The 17,844-nt window shown below is 60.8% G+C and carries 18 protein-coding genes; 10 read left to right on the top strand and 8 right to left on the bottom strand.

Going from position 1 to position 17,844, the window contains the following annotated elements:
• The first annotated feature begins 63 nt into the window (after positions 1 to 63).
• Positions 64 to 1,497: a M48 family metalloprotease gene (locus tag NDJ82_RS09450; RefSeq protein WP_099587496.1), complete on the top strand. Its 1,434-nt coding sequence runs from the start codon at positions 64 to 66 to the stop codon at positions 1,495 to 1,497.
• Positions 1,498 to 1,564: 67 nt separating this feature from the next.
• Here NDJ82_RS09450 and NDJ82_RS09445 read toward each other — a convergent pair whose 3' ends face one another.
• Positions 1,565 to 3,004: a DegQ family serine endoprotease gene (locus tag NDJ82_RS09445; RefSeq protein WP_112194023.1), complete on the bottom strand. Its 1,440-nt coding sequence runs from the start codon at positions 3,002 to 3,004 to the stop codon at positions 1,565 to 1,567.
• 25 nt (positions 3,005 to 3,029) lie between these two features.
• Between NDJ82_RS09445 and NDJ82_RS09440 the strand changes: the two genes are divergently transcribed.
• On the top strand, positions 3,030 to 3,209 hold the full coding sequence (locus tag NDJ82_RS09440; protein ID WP_250925344.1) for a hypothetical protein: 180 nt from the start codon (positions 3,030 to 3,032) through the stop codon (positions 3,207 to 3,209).
• Positions 3,210 to 3,238: 29 nt separating this feature from the next.
• On the opposite strand, the gene NDJ82_RS09435 is transcribed toward NDJ82_RS09440, so the two are convergent.
• The 3 genes from NDJ82_RS09435 to rpoE are packed head-to-tail and all read right to left on the bottom strand — an operon-like array spanning position 3,239 to position 5,419.
• Complete coding sequence (locus tag NDJ82_RS09435) at positions 3,239 to 4,201, bottom strand: MucB/RseB C-terminal domain-containing protein (protein ID WP_250925343.1); 963 nt, start codon at positions 4,199 to 4,201, stop codon at positions 3,239 to 3,241.
• Positions 4,202 to 4,217: 16 nt separating this feature from the next.
• Complete coding sequence (locus NDJ82_RS09430; RefSeq protein ID WP_099587499.1) at positions 4,218 to 4,805, bottom strand: sigma-E factor negative regulatory protein; 588 nt, start codon at positions 4,803 to 4,805, stop codon at positions 4,218 to 4,220.
• 32 nt (positions 4,806 to 4,837) lie between these two features.
• Entirely contained in the window at positions 4,838 to 5,419 is a 582-nt protein-coding gene (gene rpoE / locus NDJ82_RS09425; protein WP_003172477.1) for an RNA polymerase sigma factor RpoE/AlgU, read from the bottom strand.
• A 462-nt stretch (positions 5,420 to 5,881) separates the two neighbouring features.
• Here rpoE and nadB point away from each other — a divergent pair, with 462 nt between their 5' ends.
• The gene (nadB, locus tag NDJ82_RS09420) at positions 5,882 to 7,498 is read left to right on the top strand and encodes an L-aspartate oxidase (RefSeq protein ID WP_099587500.1); all 1,617 of its coding nucleotides are present in this window, start codon (positions 5,882 to 5,884) and stop codon (positions 7,496 to 7,498) included.
• Here the strand turns inward: nadB and NDJ82_RS09415 are convergent.
• The gene (locus NDJ82_RS09415) at positions 7,467 to 7,913 is read right to left on the bottom strand and encodes a protein YgfX (RefSeq protein ID WP_099587501.1); all 447 of its coding nucleotides are present in this window, start codon (positions 7,911 to 7,913) and stop codon (positions 7,467 to 7,469) included. The genes nadB and NDJ82_RS09415 overlap by 32 nt on opposite strands.
• Complete coding sequence (locus tag NDJ82_RS09410) at positions 7,897 to 8,151, bottom strand: FAD assembly factor SdhE (RefSeq protein WP_158878794.1); 255 nt, start codon at positions 8,149 to 8,151, stop codon at positions 7,897 to 7,899. Before NDJ82_RS09410 ends, NDJ82_RS09415 begins: the two co-directional genes overlap by 17 nt.
• Before the next feature lie 140 nt (positions 8,152 to 8,291).
• Between NDJ82_RS09410 and ygfZ the strand changes: the two genes are divergently transcribed.
• Positions 8,292 to 9,233 carry a CAF17-like 4Fe-4S cluster assembly/insertion protein YgfZ gene (gene ygfZ / locus NDJ82_RS09405; RefSeq protein ID WP_158878795.1) on the top strand — a complete coding sequence of 314 codons (942 nt, stop codon included), beginning with the start codon at positions 8,292 to 8,294 and terminating at the stop codon, positions 9,231 to 9,233.
• Positions 9,234 to 9,269: 36 nt separating this feature from the next.
• Complete coding sequence (locus NDJ82_RS09400) at positions 9,270 to 10,091, top strand: HDOD domain-containing protein (RefSeq protein WP_099587504.1); 822 nt, start codon at positions 9,270 to 9,272, stop codon at positions 10,089 to 10,091.
• Here the strand turns inward: NDJ82_RS09400 and tctE are convergent, their stop codons facing one another.
• Together tctE and tctD are read right to left on the bottom strand one after the other, a co-directional pair.
• Positions 10,092 to 11,477: a two-component system sensor histidine kinase TctE gene (tctE, locus tag NDJ82_RS09395; RefSeq protein ID WP_099587505.1), complete on the bottom strand. Its 1,386-nt coding sequence runs from the start codon at positions 11,475 to 11,477 to the stop codon at positions 10,092 to 10,094.
• Positions 11,470 to 12,141 carry a two-component system response regulator TctD gene (tctD, locus tag NDJ82_RS09390; RefSeq protein ID WP_099587506.1) on the bottom strand — a complete coding sequence of 224 codons (672 nt, stop codon included), beginning with the start codon at positions 12,139 to 12,141 and terminating at the stop codon, positions 11,470 to 11,472. Before tctD ends, tctE begins: the two co-directional genes overlap by 8 nt.
• 235 nt (positions 12,142 to 12,376) lie before the next feature.
• On the opposite strand from tctD, the gene NDJ82_RS09385 reads away from it, so the two are divergent.
• The 5 genes from NDJ82_RS09385 (at position 12,377) to NDJ82_RS09365 (ending at position 17,758) form a co-directional block, all read left to right on the top strand.
• Positions 12,377 to 13,669, top strand: a complete 1,293-nt coding sequence (locus tag NDJ82_RS09385; RefSeq protein WP_099587507.1) for an OprD family porin — start codon at positions 12,377 to 12,379, stop codon at positions 13,667 to 13,669.
• A gap of 48 nt (positions 13,670 to 13,717) precedes the next feature.
• Positions 13,718 to 14,701 carry a Bug family tripartite tricarboxylate transporter substrate binding protein gene (locus tag NDJ82_RS09380; RefSeq protein ID WP_250925342.1) on the top strand — a complete coding sequence of 328 codons (984 nt, stop codon included), beginning with the start codon at positions 13,718 to 13,720 and terminating at the stop codon, positions 14,699 to 14,701.
• Positions 14,702 to 14,762: 61 nt separating this feature from the next.
• The gene (locus NDJ82_RS09375; RefSeq protein WP_099587509.1) at positions 14,763 to 15,221 is read left to right on the top strand and encodes a tripartite tricarboxylate transporter TctB family protein; all 459 of its coding nucleotides are present in this window, start codon (positions 14,763 to 14,765) and stop codon (positions 15,219 to 15,221) included.
• Position 15,222: 1 nt separating this feature from the next.
• Complete coding sequence (locus tag NDJ82_RS09370; RefSeq protein ID WP_099587510.1) at positions 15,223 to 16,737, top strand: tripartite tricarboxylate transporter permease; 1,515 nt, start codon at positions 15,223 to 15,225, stop codon at positions 16,735 to 16,737.
• On the top strand, positions 16,730 to 17,758 hold the full coding sequence (locus tag NDJ82_RS09365) for an AbrB family transcriptional regulator (protein ID WP_191947529.1): 1,029 nt from the start codon (positions 16,730 to 16,732) through the stop codon (positions 17,756 to 17,758). Before NDJ82_RS09370 ends, NDJ82_RS09365 begins: the two co-directional genes overlap by 8 nt.
• The last annotated feature ends 86 nt before the right edge of the window (positions 17,759 to 17,844 follow it).

Genomic DNA, 17,844 nt, shown 5'->3' with positions numbered 1-17,844 from the left:
AGAATATCTGGTCCGACGCTCAGTGTCCGGCTACAGTAACCTCTTTGTCCAAAGGCTCTGTGCATGACTTTTTTGCGCCCTACCCTGCTGACGCTGGCTTGCCTGCTGGCCTCTCCGGGCTTTGCTGACGACCTGCCGTCGCTTGGCGACGCCAGTTCTGCCATTGTCTCGCCACAACAGGAATTTCAATTGGGCCGTGCCTGGCTGGCTTATCTGCGCGGGCAGGTTTCCCAACTGAACGACCCGCAACTCAAGGATTACGTCGAAACCAGCGTGTACAAGCTGGTAGAAACCAGCCAGGTGAACGACCGACGCCTGGAGTTCATCCTGATCAACAGCCCGCAGCTCAACGCCTTTGCCGCGCCAGGCGGCATCGTCGGCGTGAACGGCGGCCTGTTTCTCAACGCCCAGACCGAAGGCGAATACGCCTCGGTGCTGGCCCACGAATTGGCTCACTTGTCCCAACGTCACTTCGCCCGGGGTGTTGAAGCGCAACAGCGCATGCAAATCCCGATGATGGCCGCCCTGCTTGGCGGCATCATCGCGGCAGCCGCCGGCGCAGGCGATGCGGGCATTGCTGCGATTGCCGGCACCCAGGCGGCGGCGATCCAGGAACAACGGCGGTTTTCTCGGCAGAATGAACAAGAGGCGGACCGTATCGGCATCGTCAACTTGGAGAAAGCCGGTTACGACCCGCGCTCCATGCCGACGATGTTCGAGCGTTTGGGACGCCAATACCGCTTCGACGCCAAGCCACCGGAATTCCTGCTGACGCACCCGGTCACCGAATCGCGGATCGCCGACACCCGCAACCGCGCCGAGCAATCCAAGCCCGGTGGCAAGGAGGACAGCCTGCGCTACCAACTGATCCGCGCACGGGTGCAGCTGCAATATGAGGACACCTCGGGACTCGCCGCCAAGCGCTTCCAGGCGCAACTGGACGAGAACCCGAAAAACGATGTGGCGCGCTATGGCTTGGCCATCGCCCAAATCAAGGCCTCACAGTTCAAGCTGGCGCGAGAGAGCCTGCAGCCCTTGCTGGCCAAGGCACCCAATGACATCACGTACAACCTGGCGCAGATCCAGCTGGATATAGACAACAGCCATCTGCCCGATGCCCAGCAACGAACCGATCGGATGTTGACCCAATACCCTGGCAACTACCCACTGAATCAGATCCGGGTCGACTTGCTGCTGAAACAGAATCGTACAGCCGACGCGGAAAAGGCCCTGGACGGCTTGCTCAAGTCCCGCCCAGACGATCCAGACGTGTGGTATCAAGTCGCCGAGACCCGTGGGTTGTCAGGCAACATCATCGGCCTGCATCAAGCACGCGCCGAATACTTTGCCCTGGTGGGTGACTTCCAGCAGGCGATTCAGCAATTGGACTTCGCCAAGCGCCGCGCGGGCAGCAACTTCCCGCTGTCGTCACGTATCGACGCACGCCAACGTGAGCTGATCGAACAGGAACGCCTGGTAAAAGGGATGATGGGCTAAACCCATCACCCATAAAAAAGCCCCGCCATCGTTAACCGACAGCGGGGCTTTTTATTGGCTTAGCGGATTACTCGGCCAGCTTGAAGGTAATGAAGCTGGCACGCCCCTGACGCAGCACACGCATCGACACCGAGCGATTCTTCGGCAGCGCTTTGGCGATGTCGGTGAACTGCTTGGTGGTGTCGATTGCTTGATTGTTCAGGTGGGTGATCACGTCGCCTGGCTGCAGGCCGATCAAGGCAGCGGGGCCATCCTGCACTTCCTTGATCACTACGCCGCCCTTGAGGTCGAAAGTTTTCTTCTGCTCGTCGGTCAGCTCAACCACTGCAATGCCCAGGCGGTTACTGCTGCGCTCAGCCCCCGGTTTGTTATTGCCCAGGGCGTCCAGGGTGGCACCCTCTTCAGGGATGGCGCCTACGGTCAGCTCAACGTTCTGGCGCTTGCCCTCACGAATCACTTCCAGCTTGGCCTTGCTGCCCGCCTTCAGTGCACCTACCAGATGTGGCAGGTCTGCCGACATGACAATCGGCTGGCCATTCATGCTCAGGATCACGTCGCCGACTTGCAACCCGCCTTTGGCGGCAGGGCCATCATCCTGGATCTGTGCAACCAGGGCGCCGGCCGGTTTGTCGAGACCGAAGGACTCAGCAAGGTCTTTATTCACTTCCTGGATCACCACGCCCAACCAACCACGGCTGACCTTGCCACCGCTTTTCAGCTGGTTGGAAACATCCATGGCGACGTCGATCGGGATAGCGAACGACACGCCCATGAAGCCGCCGGAGCGGGTGTAGATCTGCGAGTTGATACCCACCACTTCACCGGCCAGGTTGAACAGCGGACCACCTGAGTTACCCGGATTGATCGGCACGTCGGTCTGGATGAACGGCACGTAGTTTTCGTTCGGCAGGCTGCGGCCAATGGCGCTGACGATGCCCTGGGTCACAGTGTGGTCAAAACCAAACGGCGAACCGATGGCCACAACCCACTGCCCAGCTTTCAGGTCCTGGGATTTGCCCAGTTTCAGCACCGGCAGGTCCTTGCCTTCGATCTTCAGCAGCGCAACGTCGGAACGAGGATCGGTACCCACCAGCTTGGCTTTCAGCTCGCTACGGTCGGCCAGGCGCACGAGAATCTCATCGGCGTCGGCAATTACGTGGTTGTTGGTGAGGATATAGCCATCAGGGGAAATGATGAAGCCCGAGCCCAGGGACTGCGCTTCACGCTGACCGCCACCGCCGCCACGAGGCGTGCGGGGTTGTGGCATGCCTCGCTCGAAGAACTCGCGCAACATCGGCGGCAGGCCTTCCAGGTCAGGCATCTGCTGATTCGACACTTTGCGATCCGGCAGTTTCTGCGTGGTGCTGATGTTCACTACGGCTGGCGAGGCTTGCTCAACCAATTGGGTGAAATCAGGCAACTCGACCGCTTGCGCAGGCACGGCCTGGCCCAGCACAAGCACCGTTGCGACGATGGATAGGTAGGATTTCAAACGTGGTATCGACATACAGCTCCCGTTACGACGAGCAGGGTTGAGCGACAGGGTTCAAGAAACGCCGAAAACTGCGACCGACATTTTTGTTCCGCGAACAAAACAAGGCCAGAGCCGCCAAGCCTTGACCTATAAAAAACATGGGGGATTTTTGCAAGTGAAAATGCTGATCCAGACATTTCATGCTCTCGGCAGCCAACCTGGCATGAACGTACAGTGAAAGAGCCGGATGAACATAGGATTAACAACTCACGGCTGGGTGGGGGCCTTTTTTTCACCGCGCACCGACAGCGCGATACGCTCGGCGGTGCCGATAGGAATTTCACCAACGACCGTCACCATCATTTCGCCGTCCACCGTATTAAGACGACGGGACACTGCAACCGTAGGGCCTAACTGGGTGCGAGTCTCGGTCACGCTCACATCGCTGATCGGTTCAAGAAACACCGAAAAGCGCGCCAGCCCATCTTCATACATCAGACTGTCGACCGTGACTTTGGTATGGGGATCCTTACGCGCACTACTATTGGCCAACTGAAAACCCGGTGGCAACCACTCCAAGTGCCAAGCCTCGGTGGGCTCGACTTCTGGCGCCTTTGTGTCGGCGACGGCAATCGATGTGCACTCGGTGCTTGGCTGCAAGTCTCGATCACTGGGCGCGGTGGACGTATCCAGGCGGGTGAACTGAAAGCGCTCCAGCAACTGACCTTGATCGTTCAGCAACAAGGACTTAAGTGGCAGTGCGGTCTCACGATCCAGGTGAAGTTCAAACCCATAACGGTATTGATCACGCGGCGCGATCGACACAATGACTGCATTACGACCGGCCACGCGGGATTTTCCGATGACGGCCAGCTCATAGAATTGATTGAGTTTTTGCGGATCAAGGGAGCGCGAAGGGGCATCAGGCGAATTGCCAAGGCCGGCGACCAGCGTGCCGCTGACACATCGGGTATGACCATCCACTCGCACAACTTCCTGTGCAGAACCATCAAGCTGCAAAAGCCGCTCGCGGACCTGACCATTCTGGACGCGATGCCAGATGTCATGGGTGGAAAAACTGCCGTTACGCTCGTAGACGAACGTACCTTCAAAGCTTTGTTTCTGCTCGGCACGCCCAAGTCGAATCAGCCAGTCTTGGGCTTCATCGGCATGGGCGGGTAGTGCAAACCAACCACTGAGCAACAGCGTAAGGAGCGGTATGGCGCGCATAATGCTCCCTAGCGGTTTAGCGGTTTTCCAGGCTTGCAGCGCGAGCGTATGGCAGAGCGCTTTCAGTGCCTTTCAGGGCCGATTCCTGTGCGTGTTGGCGCAGGTAACCTGGAAGACGCTGGTCTTGCCAGCCGGATTGCCCTTGAAGTACACCGTTGGCCATAGGACCGGTGGTGTCCGAGCTTTCCTTGTAGCCTGCCAGTACTGCTGGGCCTTTGACTTGCGGACCGGCCATGACCGGTTGCTGAGTCTGTTGGGCCAGTTCGGCACCAGCGATATCGTCCTGGTTGTACAGGCGAACACCGGCAAGCACTGCAACTGTCACCGAGGCAGCGACTGCCAGGCGACCGAGGCTACGCCAGGGACCACGAGCAGCTTTTGCCGGAACGGCTTCATCGGCCAGCGCAGCAGAAACCGCCGCAGCAATATCCAGACGAGGGATTAGAAGATCCTTGTGCATCACCGCCCGAGCGACTTGGTAACGAGACCAGGTATCACGGGTTTCGGCATCATCAAATGCGTTGAGCACTCGACGAAGTTCCAGTTCATCCGCTTCGTTATCCATCACTGCGGACAGCGATTCCTGCAGGGCATCACGACTCATGGCGGTTCCTCTCTTGGCTGTCGCCGCTGTCTTTAGTTCTCTTGCAACAACGGTTGCAAGGCTTTATCGATGGCTTCCCGGGCCCGGAAAATCCGTGACCTTACAGTCCCCACCGGACACTGCATGACGCTCGCAATGTCTTCGTAACTCAGACCATCGAATTCACGTAAAGTTAACGCTGTACGCAAATCTTCTGGCAATTGCTGAATAGTGCGATGGACGGTGCCTTCAATCTCGTCGCGCAGCAATGCACGCTCCGGCGACTCGAGATCTTTGAGGCCGTGATCACCATCGTAAAATTCTGCATCTTCCGAACTAACATCACTATCCGGTGGGCGGCGTCCGCGAGACACCAGATAGTTCTTCGCCGTGTTGATGGCGATGCGGTACAGCCACGTGTAAAACGCACTGTCACCGCGGAAATTGCCCAGTGCACGGTAGGCCTTGATAAAGGCCTCTTGTGCAACGTCCTGCGCTTCATGGGTGTCGTGCACAAACCGCACGATCAACCCGAGAATTTTGTGCTGGTATTTCAGCACTAGCAGATCAAATGCTCGCTTGTCGCCGCGTTGAACGCGCTCGACCAGCTGCTGATCCTCTTCCTGGGTTAGCATGAACACTCCTCGTTGTACTTGAAGGAGGCTTGCATAACTAAACGATCAGGCTTGCAAACATAGACTCGGACTTTTCGCAAAAGTTCTCCCCCTTCAAGCAAGTTTCCGGCATGCACTGATTTGGCACGCACGAAAAACGCAGCGCGGGTAACGCCGGCTGCGCGAATAATCTTGTCGCCGGTTTTCTGACGCGTCCAATGCTCCCGACGGGCCAATAAACTCAACGTTTCCCAGCTTTCGGGCAACCTGCTATTGAGTCAGGGCTTATGCAAAAAGTTCCCGCCTCAATAACCAGCTGATTTTACCCAAGCCGTGCACCGTAATCTCACATTGCCACGAATGCCTGGCTATTGTGCCGCTCCCCCCCTCTATATACTAGTGGCCCGTGTGACCCTTTGATTCGCCGATCCAGGCGTCCTGTTTGCGCCTGTCCTCTGGATCGCTTTTTGCGGAATCCTTCAAATGAGCCAACAGTTTCAACACGATGTCCTGGTGATCGGCAGCGGCGCGGCCGGATTGAGCCTTGCGCTGACCCTTCCCAGCCATCTGCGCATTGCGGTCCTGAGCAAAGGCGACCTGGCCAACGGCTCCACATTCTGGGCCCAGGGCGGCGTAGCCGCTGTGCTGGATGACACCGATACGGTGCAATCCCACGTCGAAGACACCCTTAACGCCGGCGGCGGCCTGTGCAACGAAGACGCGGTGCGTTTTACCGTCGAGCACAGCCGCGAGGCGATCCAATGGCTGATCGACCAGGGCGTGCCGTTTACCCGAGACGAACACGCGAGCAGTGACGACGGCGGCTTCGAATTCCACCTCACGCGCGAAGGCGGCCACAGCCACCGCCGCATCATCCACGCCGCCGACGCCACCGGTGCCGCGATCTTCAAGACCCTGCTCGACCAGGCTCGCCAGCGCCCCAACATCGAATTGCTGGAGCAACGCGTCGCCGTCGACCTGATCACCGAAAAACGCCTGGGCCTGGACGGCGAACGCTGCCTCGGCGCCTACGTGCTCAACCGCGCCAGCGGCGAAGTCGACACCTATGGCGCACGCTTCACGATTCTCGCCTCGGGCGGTGCGGCCAAAGTCTACCTTTACACCAGCAACCCCGACGGCGCTTGCGGTGACGGCATCGCCATGGCCTGGCGGTCAGGCTGCAGGGTCGCCAACCTGGAATTCAATCAATTCCATCCGACGTGCCTGTATCACCCGCAGGCCAAGAGTTTCCTGATCACTGAAGCCCTGCGCGGAGAAGGTGCACACCTGAAACTGCCAAATGGCGAACGCTTCATGCAGCGCTTCGACCCACGTGCCGAACTGGCCCCACGGGATATCGTGGCCCGCGCCATCGACCACGAGATGAAACGCCTGGGCGTCGACTGCGTATACCTGGACATCAGCCACAAACCGGAAGATTTCATCAAGACCCACTTCCCCACCGTCTATGAGCGCTGCTTGGCGTTCAACATCGATATCACCAAAGGCCCGATCCCCGTGGTGCCGGCCGCGCACTACACCTGCGGCGGCGTGATGGTCGACCAGCATGGCCGCACCGACGTGCCCGGCCTGTATGCGATCGGTGAAACCAGCTTCACCGGCCTGCACGGCGCCAACCGCATGGCCAGCAACTCGTTGCTCGAATGCTTTGTTTATGCCCGCTCAGCCGCTGCGGACATTCTCGACCAATTGCCGCGCATCCCCGTGCCGGCCGCCCTGCCTCGCTGGGATGCCAGCCAGGTCACCGATTCGGACGAAGACGTGATCATCGCCCACAACTGGGACGAACTGCGGCGTTTCATGTGGGACTACGTGGGGATCGTGCGCACCAACAAGCGCCTGCAACGGGCTCAGCACCGCGTGCGTTTGCTGCTCGATGAGATTGATGAGTTCTACAGCAACTATAAAGTCAGCCGTGACCTGATCGAATTGCGCAACCTGGCGCAGGTCGCTGAACTGATGATTCGCTCAGCCATGGAGCGCAAGGAAAGCCGGGGCCTGCATTACACCCTCGACTATCCGCAGATGCTGCCTGAGGCCCGCGACACTATTCTGGTGCCAACCACCTACGGCGGCTGAACTTCAGGCGTACCCGCAGGCGCCGATGCACATCGGCGACCTGCGAATCACGCGGCACACAGACCGAACGCAGCCACCACTCGCCCTGCACCCGATAGCGCAACACGACAATCAGCGGCAACGCCAGGCTGTCAGGGCGCAACTGCACGCTGTGCCATCCCCGCTCATGACTGAACAACTGCCAACCCTCCTCATCACGACGCAGGCCAACAACCGACGAGCGGTGGGTCAAGAGGATATGACGTGGCAGCACCCAGGCCGCATGGGCCAGGCACACCAGCACGCCAAGGAAAGCAAAGGGAACATCGAGGACCAAACAGGCGCCCAGCGCAAACAGCTGGGCAAGCACATACGCCGCAAGCAACAGCCGTGAGGCCTGCCAACGGCATTCAAAGCGATTACTTGGGCTGAACACGGTCCAGAATAATCCGAACCATACGCTGCAGCTCAGGATCTTCCGATTCGGCGCGTTCCATGAACCAGCCGAACATGTCCTGATCTTCGCATGCCAGCAGACGGACATAAAGGTCGCGATCTACCTGATTGAGCGTCGCATAAACCTCTTTGGTGAAAGGCACCAACAACACATCCAGTTCCAGCATGCCACGACGGCTGTGCCAGTAGAGGCGATTGATTTCTACATCTTCGACCATGGAGCGCTCCTCAAATAGAGCGCAAGTATACAGGCCCGACGGCACCGGAACAGTCGGCTTTGGTCGCCCCATATGGAAACTATCCATTTGCCGGGCGCCCCTCTATGATGCACCCATGACTTTTTGACCTGCGATGACCCATGGCTGACTCCGCTTTTTTCTGCTCGCTGTCCCACGAAGGCGTTCTGGCCGTCCGCGGTTCCGACGCTGCCAAGTTCCTGCAGGGCCAGCTCACCTGCAACCTCAACTACCTGAGCGACACCCAGGCCAGCCTTGGCGCGCGCTGTACACAAAAAGGCCGCATGCAGTCGAGCTTCCGCATCCTGCTGCAAGGTGACGGCGTATTGCTGGCGATGACCACTGAGCTGCTGGAACCACAGCTGGCCGACCTGAAGAAATACGCAGTGTTCTCCAAGTCCAAGCTCACCGACGAAAGCGCCGCCTGGGTGCGTTTCGGGCTATCGGACGCTGACCAAGCGCTTGGCAGCCTGGGCCTTGAGCTACCGGCCGAGACCGACAGCGTGGCGCGTGCTGAAGCGCTGGTCGCCATCCGCGTCTCGCCAGCCCGTGCCGAACTCTGGGTGCCTGCCGAGCAAGCTGACACCGTGCGCAGCCAACTCGCCGCGCACTTGAAGGAAGCCGACTTGAACGAATGGCTGCTCGGCCAGATCCGCGCCGGCATCGGCCAGGTAATGCCGCAAACCCGCGAAGTCTTCATCCCGCAGATGCTCAACCTGCAAGCGGTGGGCGGCGTGAGCTTCAAGAAAGGTTGCTACACCGGCCAGGAAATCGTCGCGCGCATGCAGTACCTGGGCAAACTCAAGCGTCGCTTGTATCGCCTGAGCCTCAACGCGGCTGACATGCCCGAGCCAGGCACCCCGCTGTTTTCACCCAGCCACAACAGCTCGATCGGCGAAGTGGTGATTGCCGCAAAAGCTGACCAAGTGATTGAACTTCTGGCCGTATTGCAAGCCGAAGCAGCCGATAGTGGCGATGTGCACTTAGGCACGCTGGAAGGCCCCGTTTTGCAGCTGCTTGAGCTGCCTTACACCCTCGACCGCGATCGAGAAATCCAGCGTTAGTCGCCGTACCTTTTTGCAGCACCCTAGAGAGCATGAATGAACAAACTGGCGGAAAAAATCCAACAGGCGTTGGTTAAGGCCATCAACAACGATGACCTGGTTCTGCCGACATTGCCGGAAGTGGCCCTGAACATCCGTCAGGCCGCTGAAGACCCGGAAATCAGCATCAGCCACTTGAGCAAAGTCATCGGTCGCGACACCGCGCTGTCGGCGCGCCTGATCAAAGTGGTCAACAGCCCGCTGTTGCGCGCCACCCAGGAAGTCACCGACCTGCACACCGCCATCACCCGGCTGGGCACCAACTACAGCAGCAACCTGGCCATCGGCCTGGTGATGGAACAGATCTTCCATGCCCGCTCCGAAACGGTAGAACAGAAAATGCGCGATGTGTGGCGCCGCAGCCTGGAAGTGGCGGGCGTCAGCTATGCCCTGTGCCGCAGCCACAGCCAGCTCAAGCCGGACCAGGCTGCGCTGGGCGGCTTGGTGCATCAGATCGGCGTGCTGCCGATCCTGACCTACGCCGAAGACCATTACGAACTGCTGTCGGACCCGGTCAGCCTCAACCATGTGATCGACAGCATCCACCCGGCACTGGGTGACAAATTGCTCAGCGGCTGGGACTTCCCGGAAATGCTGGCGAAACTGCCGGGCCAGTACCTGAACCTGGAGCGCGACTCCGCCAGCCTCGACTACATCGACCTGGTGCAGATCGCCGTGCTGTACTGCCATCACGGCACCGACCACCCTTTGGCAAGGGTAGAAGTCTCCAACGTGCCGGCAATGAAGAAACTGCGCGTCGACCCCTACAGCGAAAAACTGCGCGCAGAGCTGGATGAAGCCCGCTCGATGTTCGATTGATCAACCGGCGATAAAACTCACCCGCACCTTCAACCCCGCCTGCGCACCATCGTGCAGGCTGATCTGCGCCAGATGGGCGCGGCAGATTTCGCCGACAATCGCCAGCCCCAGGCCGGAGCCCATGCCTTGCTGGCTGCGGCGGTAGAAGCGCTCGAACACCCGGTCGCGCTCATCCAGCGGAATACCTGGGCCGTCATCTTCCACCTCCAATACCGCCGGCGCCGTCACCCGCAGAATTACGTTGCCGCCCGGCGGCGTATGGGCCAGGGCGTTGTCCACCAGGTTGCTCAGCAATTCGTTCAGCAGCGTCGGCTCGCCGCGCAACCACACCGGCTCGTCGGCCTCCAGCGCCAACGCCACGCCACGTGCATGGGCCAATGGCGCCATGGCCATGCCCAGCTCGCGGGCCAACTGGCTCAAATCCAGCAACTGCGCGCCACCTTCGGCAATTGCTCGGGCGCCGTTTTCGATACGCGCCAGGGACAGTAATTGATTGGCCAAATGGGTCAGACGGTCGGTGCCTTGGGCCGCGGTTTCCAGCGTGCTGCGCCAGGTCGCCGGGTCTTCGGCGCGCAGGCCGAGCTCCAGGCGTGCCTTGAGTGCCGCCAAAGGCGTACGCAGTTCGTGGGAGGCGTCGGCGATAAACTGCGCCTGGCGTTCGAACTGCCCGCGCAGGCGTTCAGTAAAGTGATTGAGGGAACGCACCAGCGGGCCGAACTCGTGCTGCACTTCCACCAGCGGCAATGGCCGTAAGTCGTCGGGCTGGCGCTCTTCGACTGCCGTGCGCAGGCGCTCCAACGGGCGCAGCGCCGCACTCACGGCAAACCACACCAACAGCAACGCGCCAATCGCCAGCATGCCCAGGCGCAGCAAGGTGTCGGCCATCAGGCTGCGGGCCATGCTCACGCGGGCTTCGTCGGTTTCGGCCACGCGGATTTCCGCCATGCCGTTCATGTTCGGCTCCGAGACAGCCTTGAGCAGGCTGACCACGCGCACCTCCTGGCCCAGATACATGGCGTTGTAAAACCGCGCAAGCGCCGGATAGTCATCGGTGCGCGGCGTGCCAGGCGGCGGGCCGGGCAGGTTCTCGTAACCGGAGATCAGCTTCTGGTCGATGTCATTGACCTGGTAATAGATACGCCCGGCGCTGTCGTAGGCGAAGGTGTCCAAGGCCACATAGGGCACGTTGGCGCTGAGGGTACCGTCGACTTGGGTCAGCCCAGCGGCGATGGTCCGCGCCGAGGCCAGGAGCGTGCGGTCGTACGCGGTGTCGGCGGCTTCGCGACCGTTCCAATAGGCGCTCATGCCGCTGGCCAGCATCAGCAGCACCAGCAACAGCGCCAGGTTCCACAACAGGCGCCAGCGCAGGCTGCTGGGCTTATGCATCGCGGGCTTCCAGCAGGTAGCCGAGGCCTCGGAAGGTCACGATGGCGATGGGCTGGCCATCGAGTTTCTTGCGCAGGCGATGCACGTAGATTTCGATAGCATCCGGGCTGGCCTCTTCGTCCAGGCCGAACACCTGGGACGCGAGTTGCTCCTTGCTCATCACCCGGCCGGGCCGGGCGATCAACGCTTCGAGCACGGCTTGCTCGCGGGAGGTCAGGGTCATCAGCTCGCCGCCCACGGTGAAGCGCCGCGTATCGAGGTCGTACACCAGCACGCCACAGGCCTGCTGGCGCTCGCCGCCCAGCACACTGCGGCGCAGCAGTGCCTTGACCCGTGCTTCCAGCTCCGTCAATTCGAAAGGTTTGGCGAGGTAGTCATCGGCGCCCAGATTGAGGCCATGCACACGGTCTTTCACATCGCTGCGGGCGGTCAGCATCAGCACCGGCAGATTTTTTCCACGGGCGCGCAGACGGGCCAGCACCTCGAAACCGTCCATGCGCGGCAGCCCCACATCAAGGATCACCGCCGCGTATTCCTCGCTGCTCAAGGCCAGGTCTGCGGCCACGCCATCGTGCAGTACGTCGACGGTCAAACCCGTGCTCTTGAGCGCCTGGGCGACACTTTCGGCAAGTTGCAGATGGTCTTCAACCAGGAGGACACGCATGGATTTCTACCTCGTTCATGGGTGGTCGATGCCACGCCTTGGCGGGCAGTTTACAGGCGCCGCCTGCCCTGTGAAGCCCGAAAACATTGAAAGGCAGTTGAAAGGTTAGTGAAAGCTTCGCCCTTTAGCATCCAGACACGGTAGGCCCTGCCTGCCCAGCTACCTCAACCGTAGCGCCCGAAAAACGCCTCGATGCGTTTTCGCCAGAATAAGAACAATAACGGAGTGCACCACGATGCTGTCGACCCAGCCCCAGGCTTGCCCGCCTGTTCGTTTTTCCCGCCTGACTCACACCGCCCTTGCCAGTGCCGCGGCCCTTGCCGGCTTTTCGCCGCTTAGCCAGGCTGCCTTCTTCGAAGACAGCAGCGCGACCCTGGAAACCCGCAACATGTACTTCAACCGCGACTTTCGCGATGGCACCAGTGCGCAGCAATCCAAGCGCGACGAATGGGCCCAGGGCTTCATGCTCAACCTGCAATCAGGCTACACCGACGGCACCGTCGGTTTTGGCGTGGATGCGCTGGGCATGCTCGGGGTCAAGCTCGACTCCAGCCCCGACCGCACCGGCACCGGCCTGCTGCCGACCCATGACGATGGTCGCGCCGCCGATGAGTATTCCAAGCTGGGTTTGACCGGCAAGGTGAAGATCTCCGCCACCGAGTTGAAGATCGGCTCGCTGATGCCTGAACTGCCGATCCTCAAGCCCAACGACGGCCGCATCCTGCCGCAGACGTTCAACGGTGGCCTGCTGACCTCCAGGGAATTCAAGAACCTGACGTTCACCGGCGGCCGCCTGGACAAAGCCAAGGACCGCGACGACAGCAACTACGAGGACATCGCCCTCAACAACAAGAACAGCCGCTTCCTCAGTGGCGCCACCGGCAAGCACTTCAACTTCGGTGGCGTGGACTATAAGTTTGCCGACAAGATCACCGGCAGCTACCACTTCGCCCAACTCGACGACGTGTACCGCCAGCACTTCCTCGGCCTGGTAGCCGCACGCCCGATGGGCCCCGGCACCTTCGCCACCGACCTGCGCCTGGCCATCAGTGATGACACGGGTGCCGCCCGTGGCGGCAAGATCGACAACACCTCTCTCAACGGCCTGTTCAGCTATGCGCTCAATGGCCATAAGCTCAGCGCCGGCTACCAGCACATGTCCGGCGACAGCGCCTTCCCGTATGTGGATGGCAGTGACCCGTACCTGGTCAACTTCGTTCAGATCAACGACTTTGCCGGTGCCGACGAGCGTTCCTGGCAGGCGCGCTATGACTACGACTTCGCCAAGCTGGGCATTCCCGGCCTGAGTTTCATGAGCCGTTACCTGTCGGGTGACAACATCAAGCTCAAGAACGGCGAAACCGGCAAAGAGTGGGAGCGCAACACCGAGATCAAGTACGTGGTGCAAACCGGTACGTTCAAAGACGTTGCCGTGCGCCTGCGCAACGCCACCTACCGCTCCAACTATTCGGCCCGTGACGCGGATGAAATGCGCGTACTGGTCAGCTACAGCGTTGCCCTTTGGTAAGGGTGCTCAGGCAGTAGAACCTCACAACAAAAAAAGACGGAGATAACCATGACCCCTTCACTGCGTAAGTTTGCCCTCGCCGCCGGTTGCATGCTGTTCGCCGGCCAACTGCTGGCCGCCGATGAGCCCAAGCGCCCGGAATGCATCGCCCCGGCCTCCCCCGGCGGTGGTTTTGACCTGACCTGCAAACTGGCGCAAAGCGCGCTGGTCAACCAGAAGTTGCTGAGCAAGCCGATGCGCGTGACCTATATGCCTGGCGGCGTGGGTGCGGTGGCTTACAACGCGGTGGTCGCCCAGCGCCCGGCCGATGCCGGCACTCTGGTGGCCTGGTCCAGCGGTTCGCTGTTGAACCTGGCACAAGGCAAGTTCGGTCGCTTTGACGAAAGCGCCGTGCGTTGGTTGGCGGCCGTCGGCACCAGCTACGGGGCTATCGCCGTGAAAAGTGATTCGCCCTACAAGACCCTCGACGATCTCGTAAAAGCCTTGAAGAAAGATCCGGGCAGCGTGGTGATCGGGTCCGGCGGCACCGTCGGCAGCCAGGACTGGATGCAAACCGCCCTGATCGCCAAGGCTGCCGGGATCAACCCCCGCGAGCTGCGGTATGTGGCCCTCGAAGGCGGCGGCGAAATCGCTACGGCCCTGCTCGGTGGTCACATCCAGGTGGGCAGTACCGACATCTCCGACTCCATGCCGCACATCCTGAGTGGCGACATGCGCCTGCTGGCGGTGTTCTCCGAGAAGCGCCTGGACGAGCCGGAAATGAAGGACATTCCGACCGCCAAGGAGCAAGGCTACGACATCGTCTGGCCAGTGGTGCGCGGCTTCTACCTCGGGCCAAAAGTCAGCGATGCCGACTACGTCTGGTGGAAAGACGCGTTCGACAAACTGCTGGCCTCCGAAGAGTTCGCCAAGCTGCGTGACCAGCGCGAGTTGTTCCCGTTCGCCATGACCGGCCCGGAGCTGGACACCTACGTGAAGAAACAGGTGGCTGACTACAAAGTGTTGGCCAAAGAGTTCGGCCTGATCCAGTAATCGACCCCCTGTTCGCGCAGCCACGTCTGTGCAGAGCACAGACGTGGCTCAGGAGTTTCCCATGCTCTTACAACGCATTTTCGCGGCCGTGCTGTTACTGGCCTGTGTCGGCCTGGCGCTGATGGCCTGGCCCTATCAGGCGGCTTTTTCCTACGAGCCCGTAGGCCCAAGGGCCTTCCCATTGCTGCTGCTCGGGCTGATGGGCCTGGCACTTTTTTACATGCTGATTCGTCCGCAACCGACCAAACACACCGACGATGAACCCGCGCTGGACCGACCCACGCTGATCAAGATCGGGATCTGCGTGGCCTTGTTGCTGGTGTTTGCCGGCACTTTCGAATCCCTGGGTTTCATCCTCAGCAGCATGCTGATTGGCATTCCGATGGCTCGGCTGTATGGCGGCCGCTGGCTGCCCGGTGCGGTGATCATCACATTGATGAGCGTCGGTCTTTATCTGCTGTTCGATAAAACCATGGACGTACCGCTGCCCCTCGGTCTGCTCGACGTTCTGGAGAACTGATATGGATACTTTTGGCTATTTGGGCCAGGGCTTCGGCATCGCGCTGAGCCCCTACAACCTGGTGACCGCGTTGTGCGGCACCTTGATCGGCACGGTGGTCGGCCTGTTGCCGGGCCTGGGCCCGATCAACGGCGTGGCGTTGTTGATCCCTATCGCGTTTGCCCTGGGCCTGCCGCCGGAATCGGCGCTGATCCTGCTGGCGGCCGTGTACCTGGGCTGCGAATACGGCGGCCGTATCAGCTCGATCCTGCTGAACATCCCGGGCGAAGCCTCCACCGTGATGACCACCCTCGACGGCTACCCGATGGCCCGCAAAGGCCTGGCCGGCGTGGCGCTGTCGTTGTCGGCATGGAGTTCGTTCATCGGTGCGTTTATCGCCACCTGCGGGATGGTGCTGTTCGCCCCGCTGCTGGCCAAGTGGGCGATTGCTTTCGGCCCGGCTGAATATTTCGTCCTTATGGTGTTTGCGATTGTCTGCCTGGGCGGCATGGCCGGTGACAAACCGCTGAAGACGTTTGTCTCGGCGCTGATCGGCCTGTTCCTCGCGTGTGTCGGCATCGATGCCAACAGTGGCGTGTACCGCTTTACCGGTGACAACATCCATCTGACCGACGGCATCCAGTTCGTGGTGCTGGTACTGGGCCTGTTCTCGATCAGTGAGATTCTGCTGCTGCTGGAGAAAACCCATCGCGGCCAGGAAGCGGTGAAAGCCACCGGACGCATGATGTTCAACGCCAAGGAAGCCTTGTCGGTGTTGACCGTGAACCTGCGGTGCGGCGTGTCGGGCTTCATCATTGGCGTCTTGCCAGGCGCCGGCGCGACCATGGCTTCAGCCGTTGCCTACATGACCGAGAAACGTATCGCAGGGGCCAGCGGCAAGTTCGGCCAAGGCGACATGCGCGGCCTGGCCGCTCCGGAAACCGCGATCGGCGCGTCGGTCTGCGGCGCCATGGTGCCGATGCTGACCCTCGGCGTACCCGGATCGGGCACGACAGCGGTGATGATCGGCGCACTGTCGCTGTACAACATCACGCCAGGCCCGCTGCTGTTCCAACAGCAACCGGACATCGTCTGGGGCCTGATCGCGTCGTTGTTTATCGCCAACATCATGCTGGTGATCCTCAACATCCCGATGATCCGCATCTTCACACGCATCCTCGCCGTGCCGAACTGGGCGCTGGTGCCGGTGATCGCCATCATCACCGCGATTGGCGTCTACGCGGTGCATGCCACCACCTTCGATCTGTTCCTGATGATCGCCATCGGCATCTTCGGCTACATCCTGCGCAAGCTGGACTTCCCACTGTCGCCGCTGCTGCTGGGCTTTATCCTCGGTGGCCTGATGGAGCAGAACCTGCGCCGTGCCCTGTCGATCTCCAACGGTGCGCTGGAAATCCTCTGGTCGAGCCCGATCACCTTTGGTGTCTGGGTACTGACCGCCATCATGCTGCTCGTACCGTTGCTGCGTATCTGGCGCAAACGTGCGCAACAGCGTCGTGCCGTGGCCGATGTCTGAGGTCACCTTCAGACATTGGTGGGGAACACCGCTGGTCGGCCTGGCCGGCGGTTACCTGGCCAGCCTCGTCGGCTGGCCGTTGCCGTACATGGTCGGCTCGTTGCTGGCGATCATCCTGGTGCGTTGTCTCACGCCTTGGCAGTTGGCCGAGATTCCCGGCGGGCGCAAATGCGGCCAATGGGTGGTGGGCATCGGTATCGGCCTGCACTTCACCCCGGTGGTGATCGAACAGGTGATGAGCCACTTCGGCCTGATCTTCTTCGGCGCGCTGGTCACCAGCCTGTCGAGCGTGGTCGGTGTGTGGCTGATGCGCCGCAGCGGTGAAGACCGCGCCACTGCGTTTTTCTCCAGCATGCCGGGCGGTTCCGGCGAGATGGTCAACCTCGGCGCGCGCAATGGCGCGGTGCTCAGCCGTGTCGCGGCGGGCCAGAGCCTGCGGGTGCTGGTGGTGGTGTTGTGTGTGCCGGCGATCTTCAAGTACTTGCTGGAGGGCGGTGCGCCGCAGTTTCATCCGGCGCCGGTAAGTTGGGCCTGGCTGGCGTTGCTGTTTCCAGTCGGTGCACTGGTAGCCTGGGGATGGCAGCGTTTGCGTCAGCCAAACCCGTGGTTGTTCGGGCCGTTGCTGGTGAGTGCCACCGCCAGCGTGGTGTGGGATCTGCATATCGGTTTGCCTGACGGCGGCAGCCAGATCGGCCAATGGCTGATCGGCAGCGGTTTAGGCTGCCACTTCAACCGTCAGTTCTTCCGGCGCGCTCCGTCGTTCATGGCGCGCACCCTGATCGGCACCGCGCTGACCATGGCGCTGGCGACGCTGGCGGCAGTGGGCTTGAGCGCCCTCACCCATCTGGACTTGCGCTCGTTAACCCTGGGCATGATGCCCGGCGGCATTGCCGAGATGAGCCTCACGGCAGAAACCCTGCAACTGTCGGTGCCGTTGGTGACGGCGATGCAGGTGATGCGGTTGTTGTTTGTGTTGTTTCTGGCGGAGCCGTTGTTCCGGCATTGGAACCGTCAGCCCTGACCCCTCTGTTTCAAGTGGCCCGTCCTGGGCCACTGCCATTCGTCGGCACTGTTATTTCTCACAGGTATCCGAACAGTTCCTCGTGA

This window comes from Pseudomonas sp. SR18 (assembly GCF_023701505.1).
GTDB lineage: Bacteria > Pseudomonadota > Gammaproteobacteria > Pseudomonadales > Pseudomonadaceae > Aquipseudomonas > Aquipseudomonas cyclaminis.
This window is presented reverse-complemented; position numbering and strand designations above follow the sequence as displayed.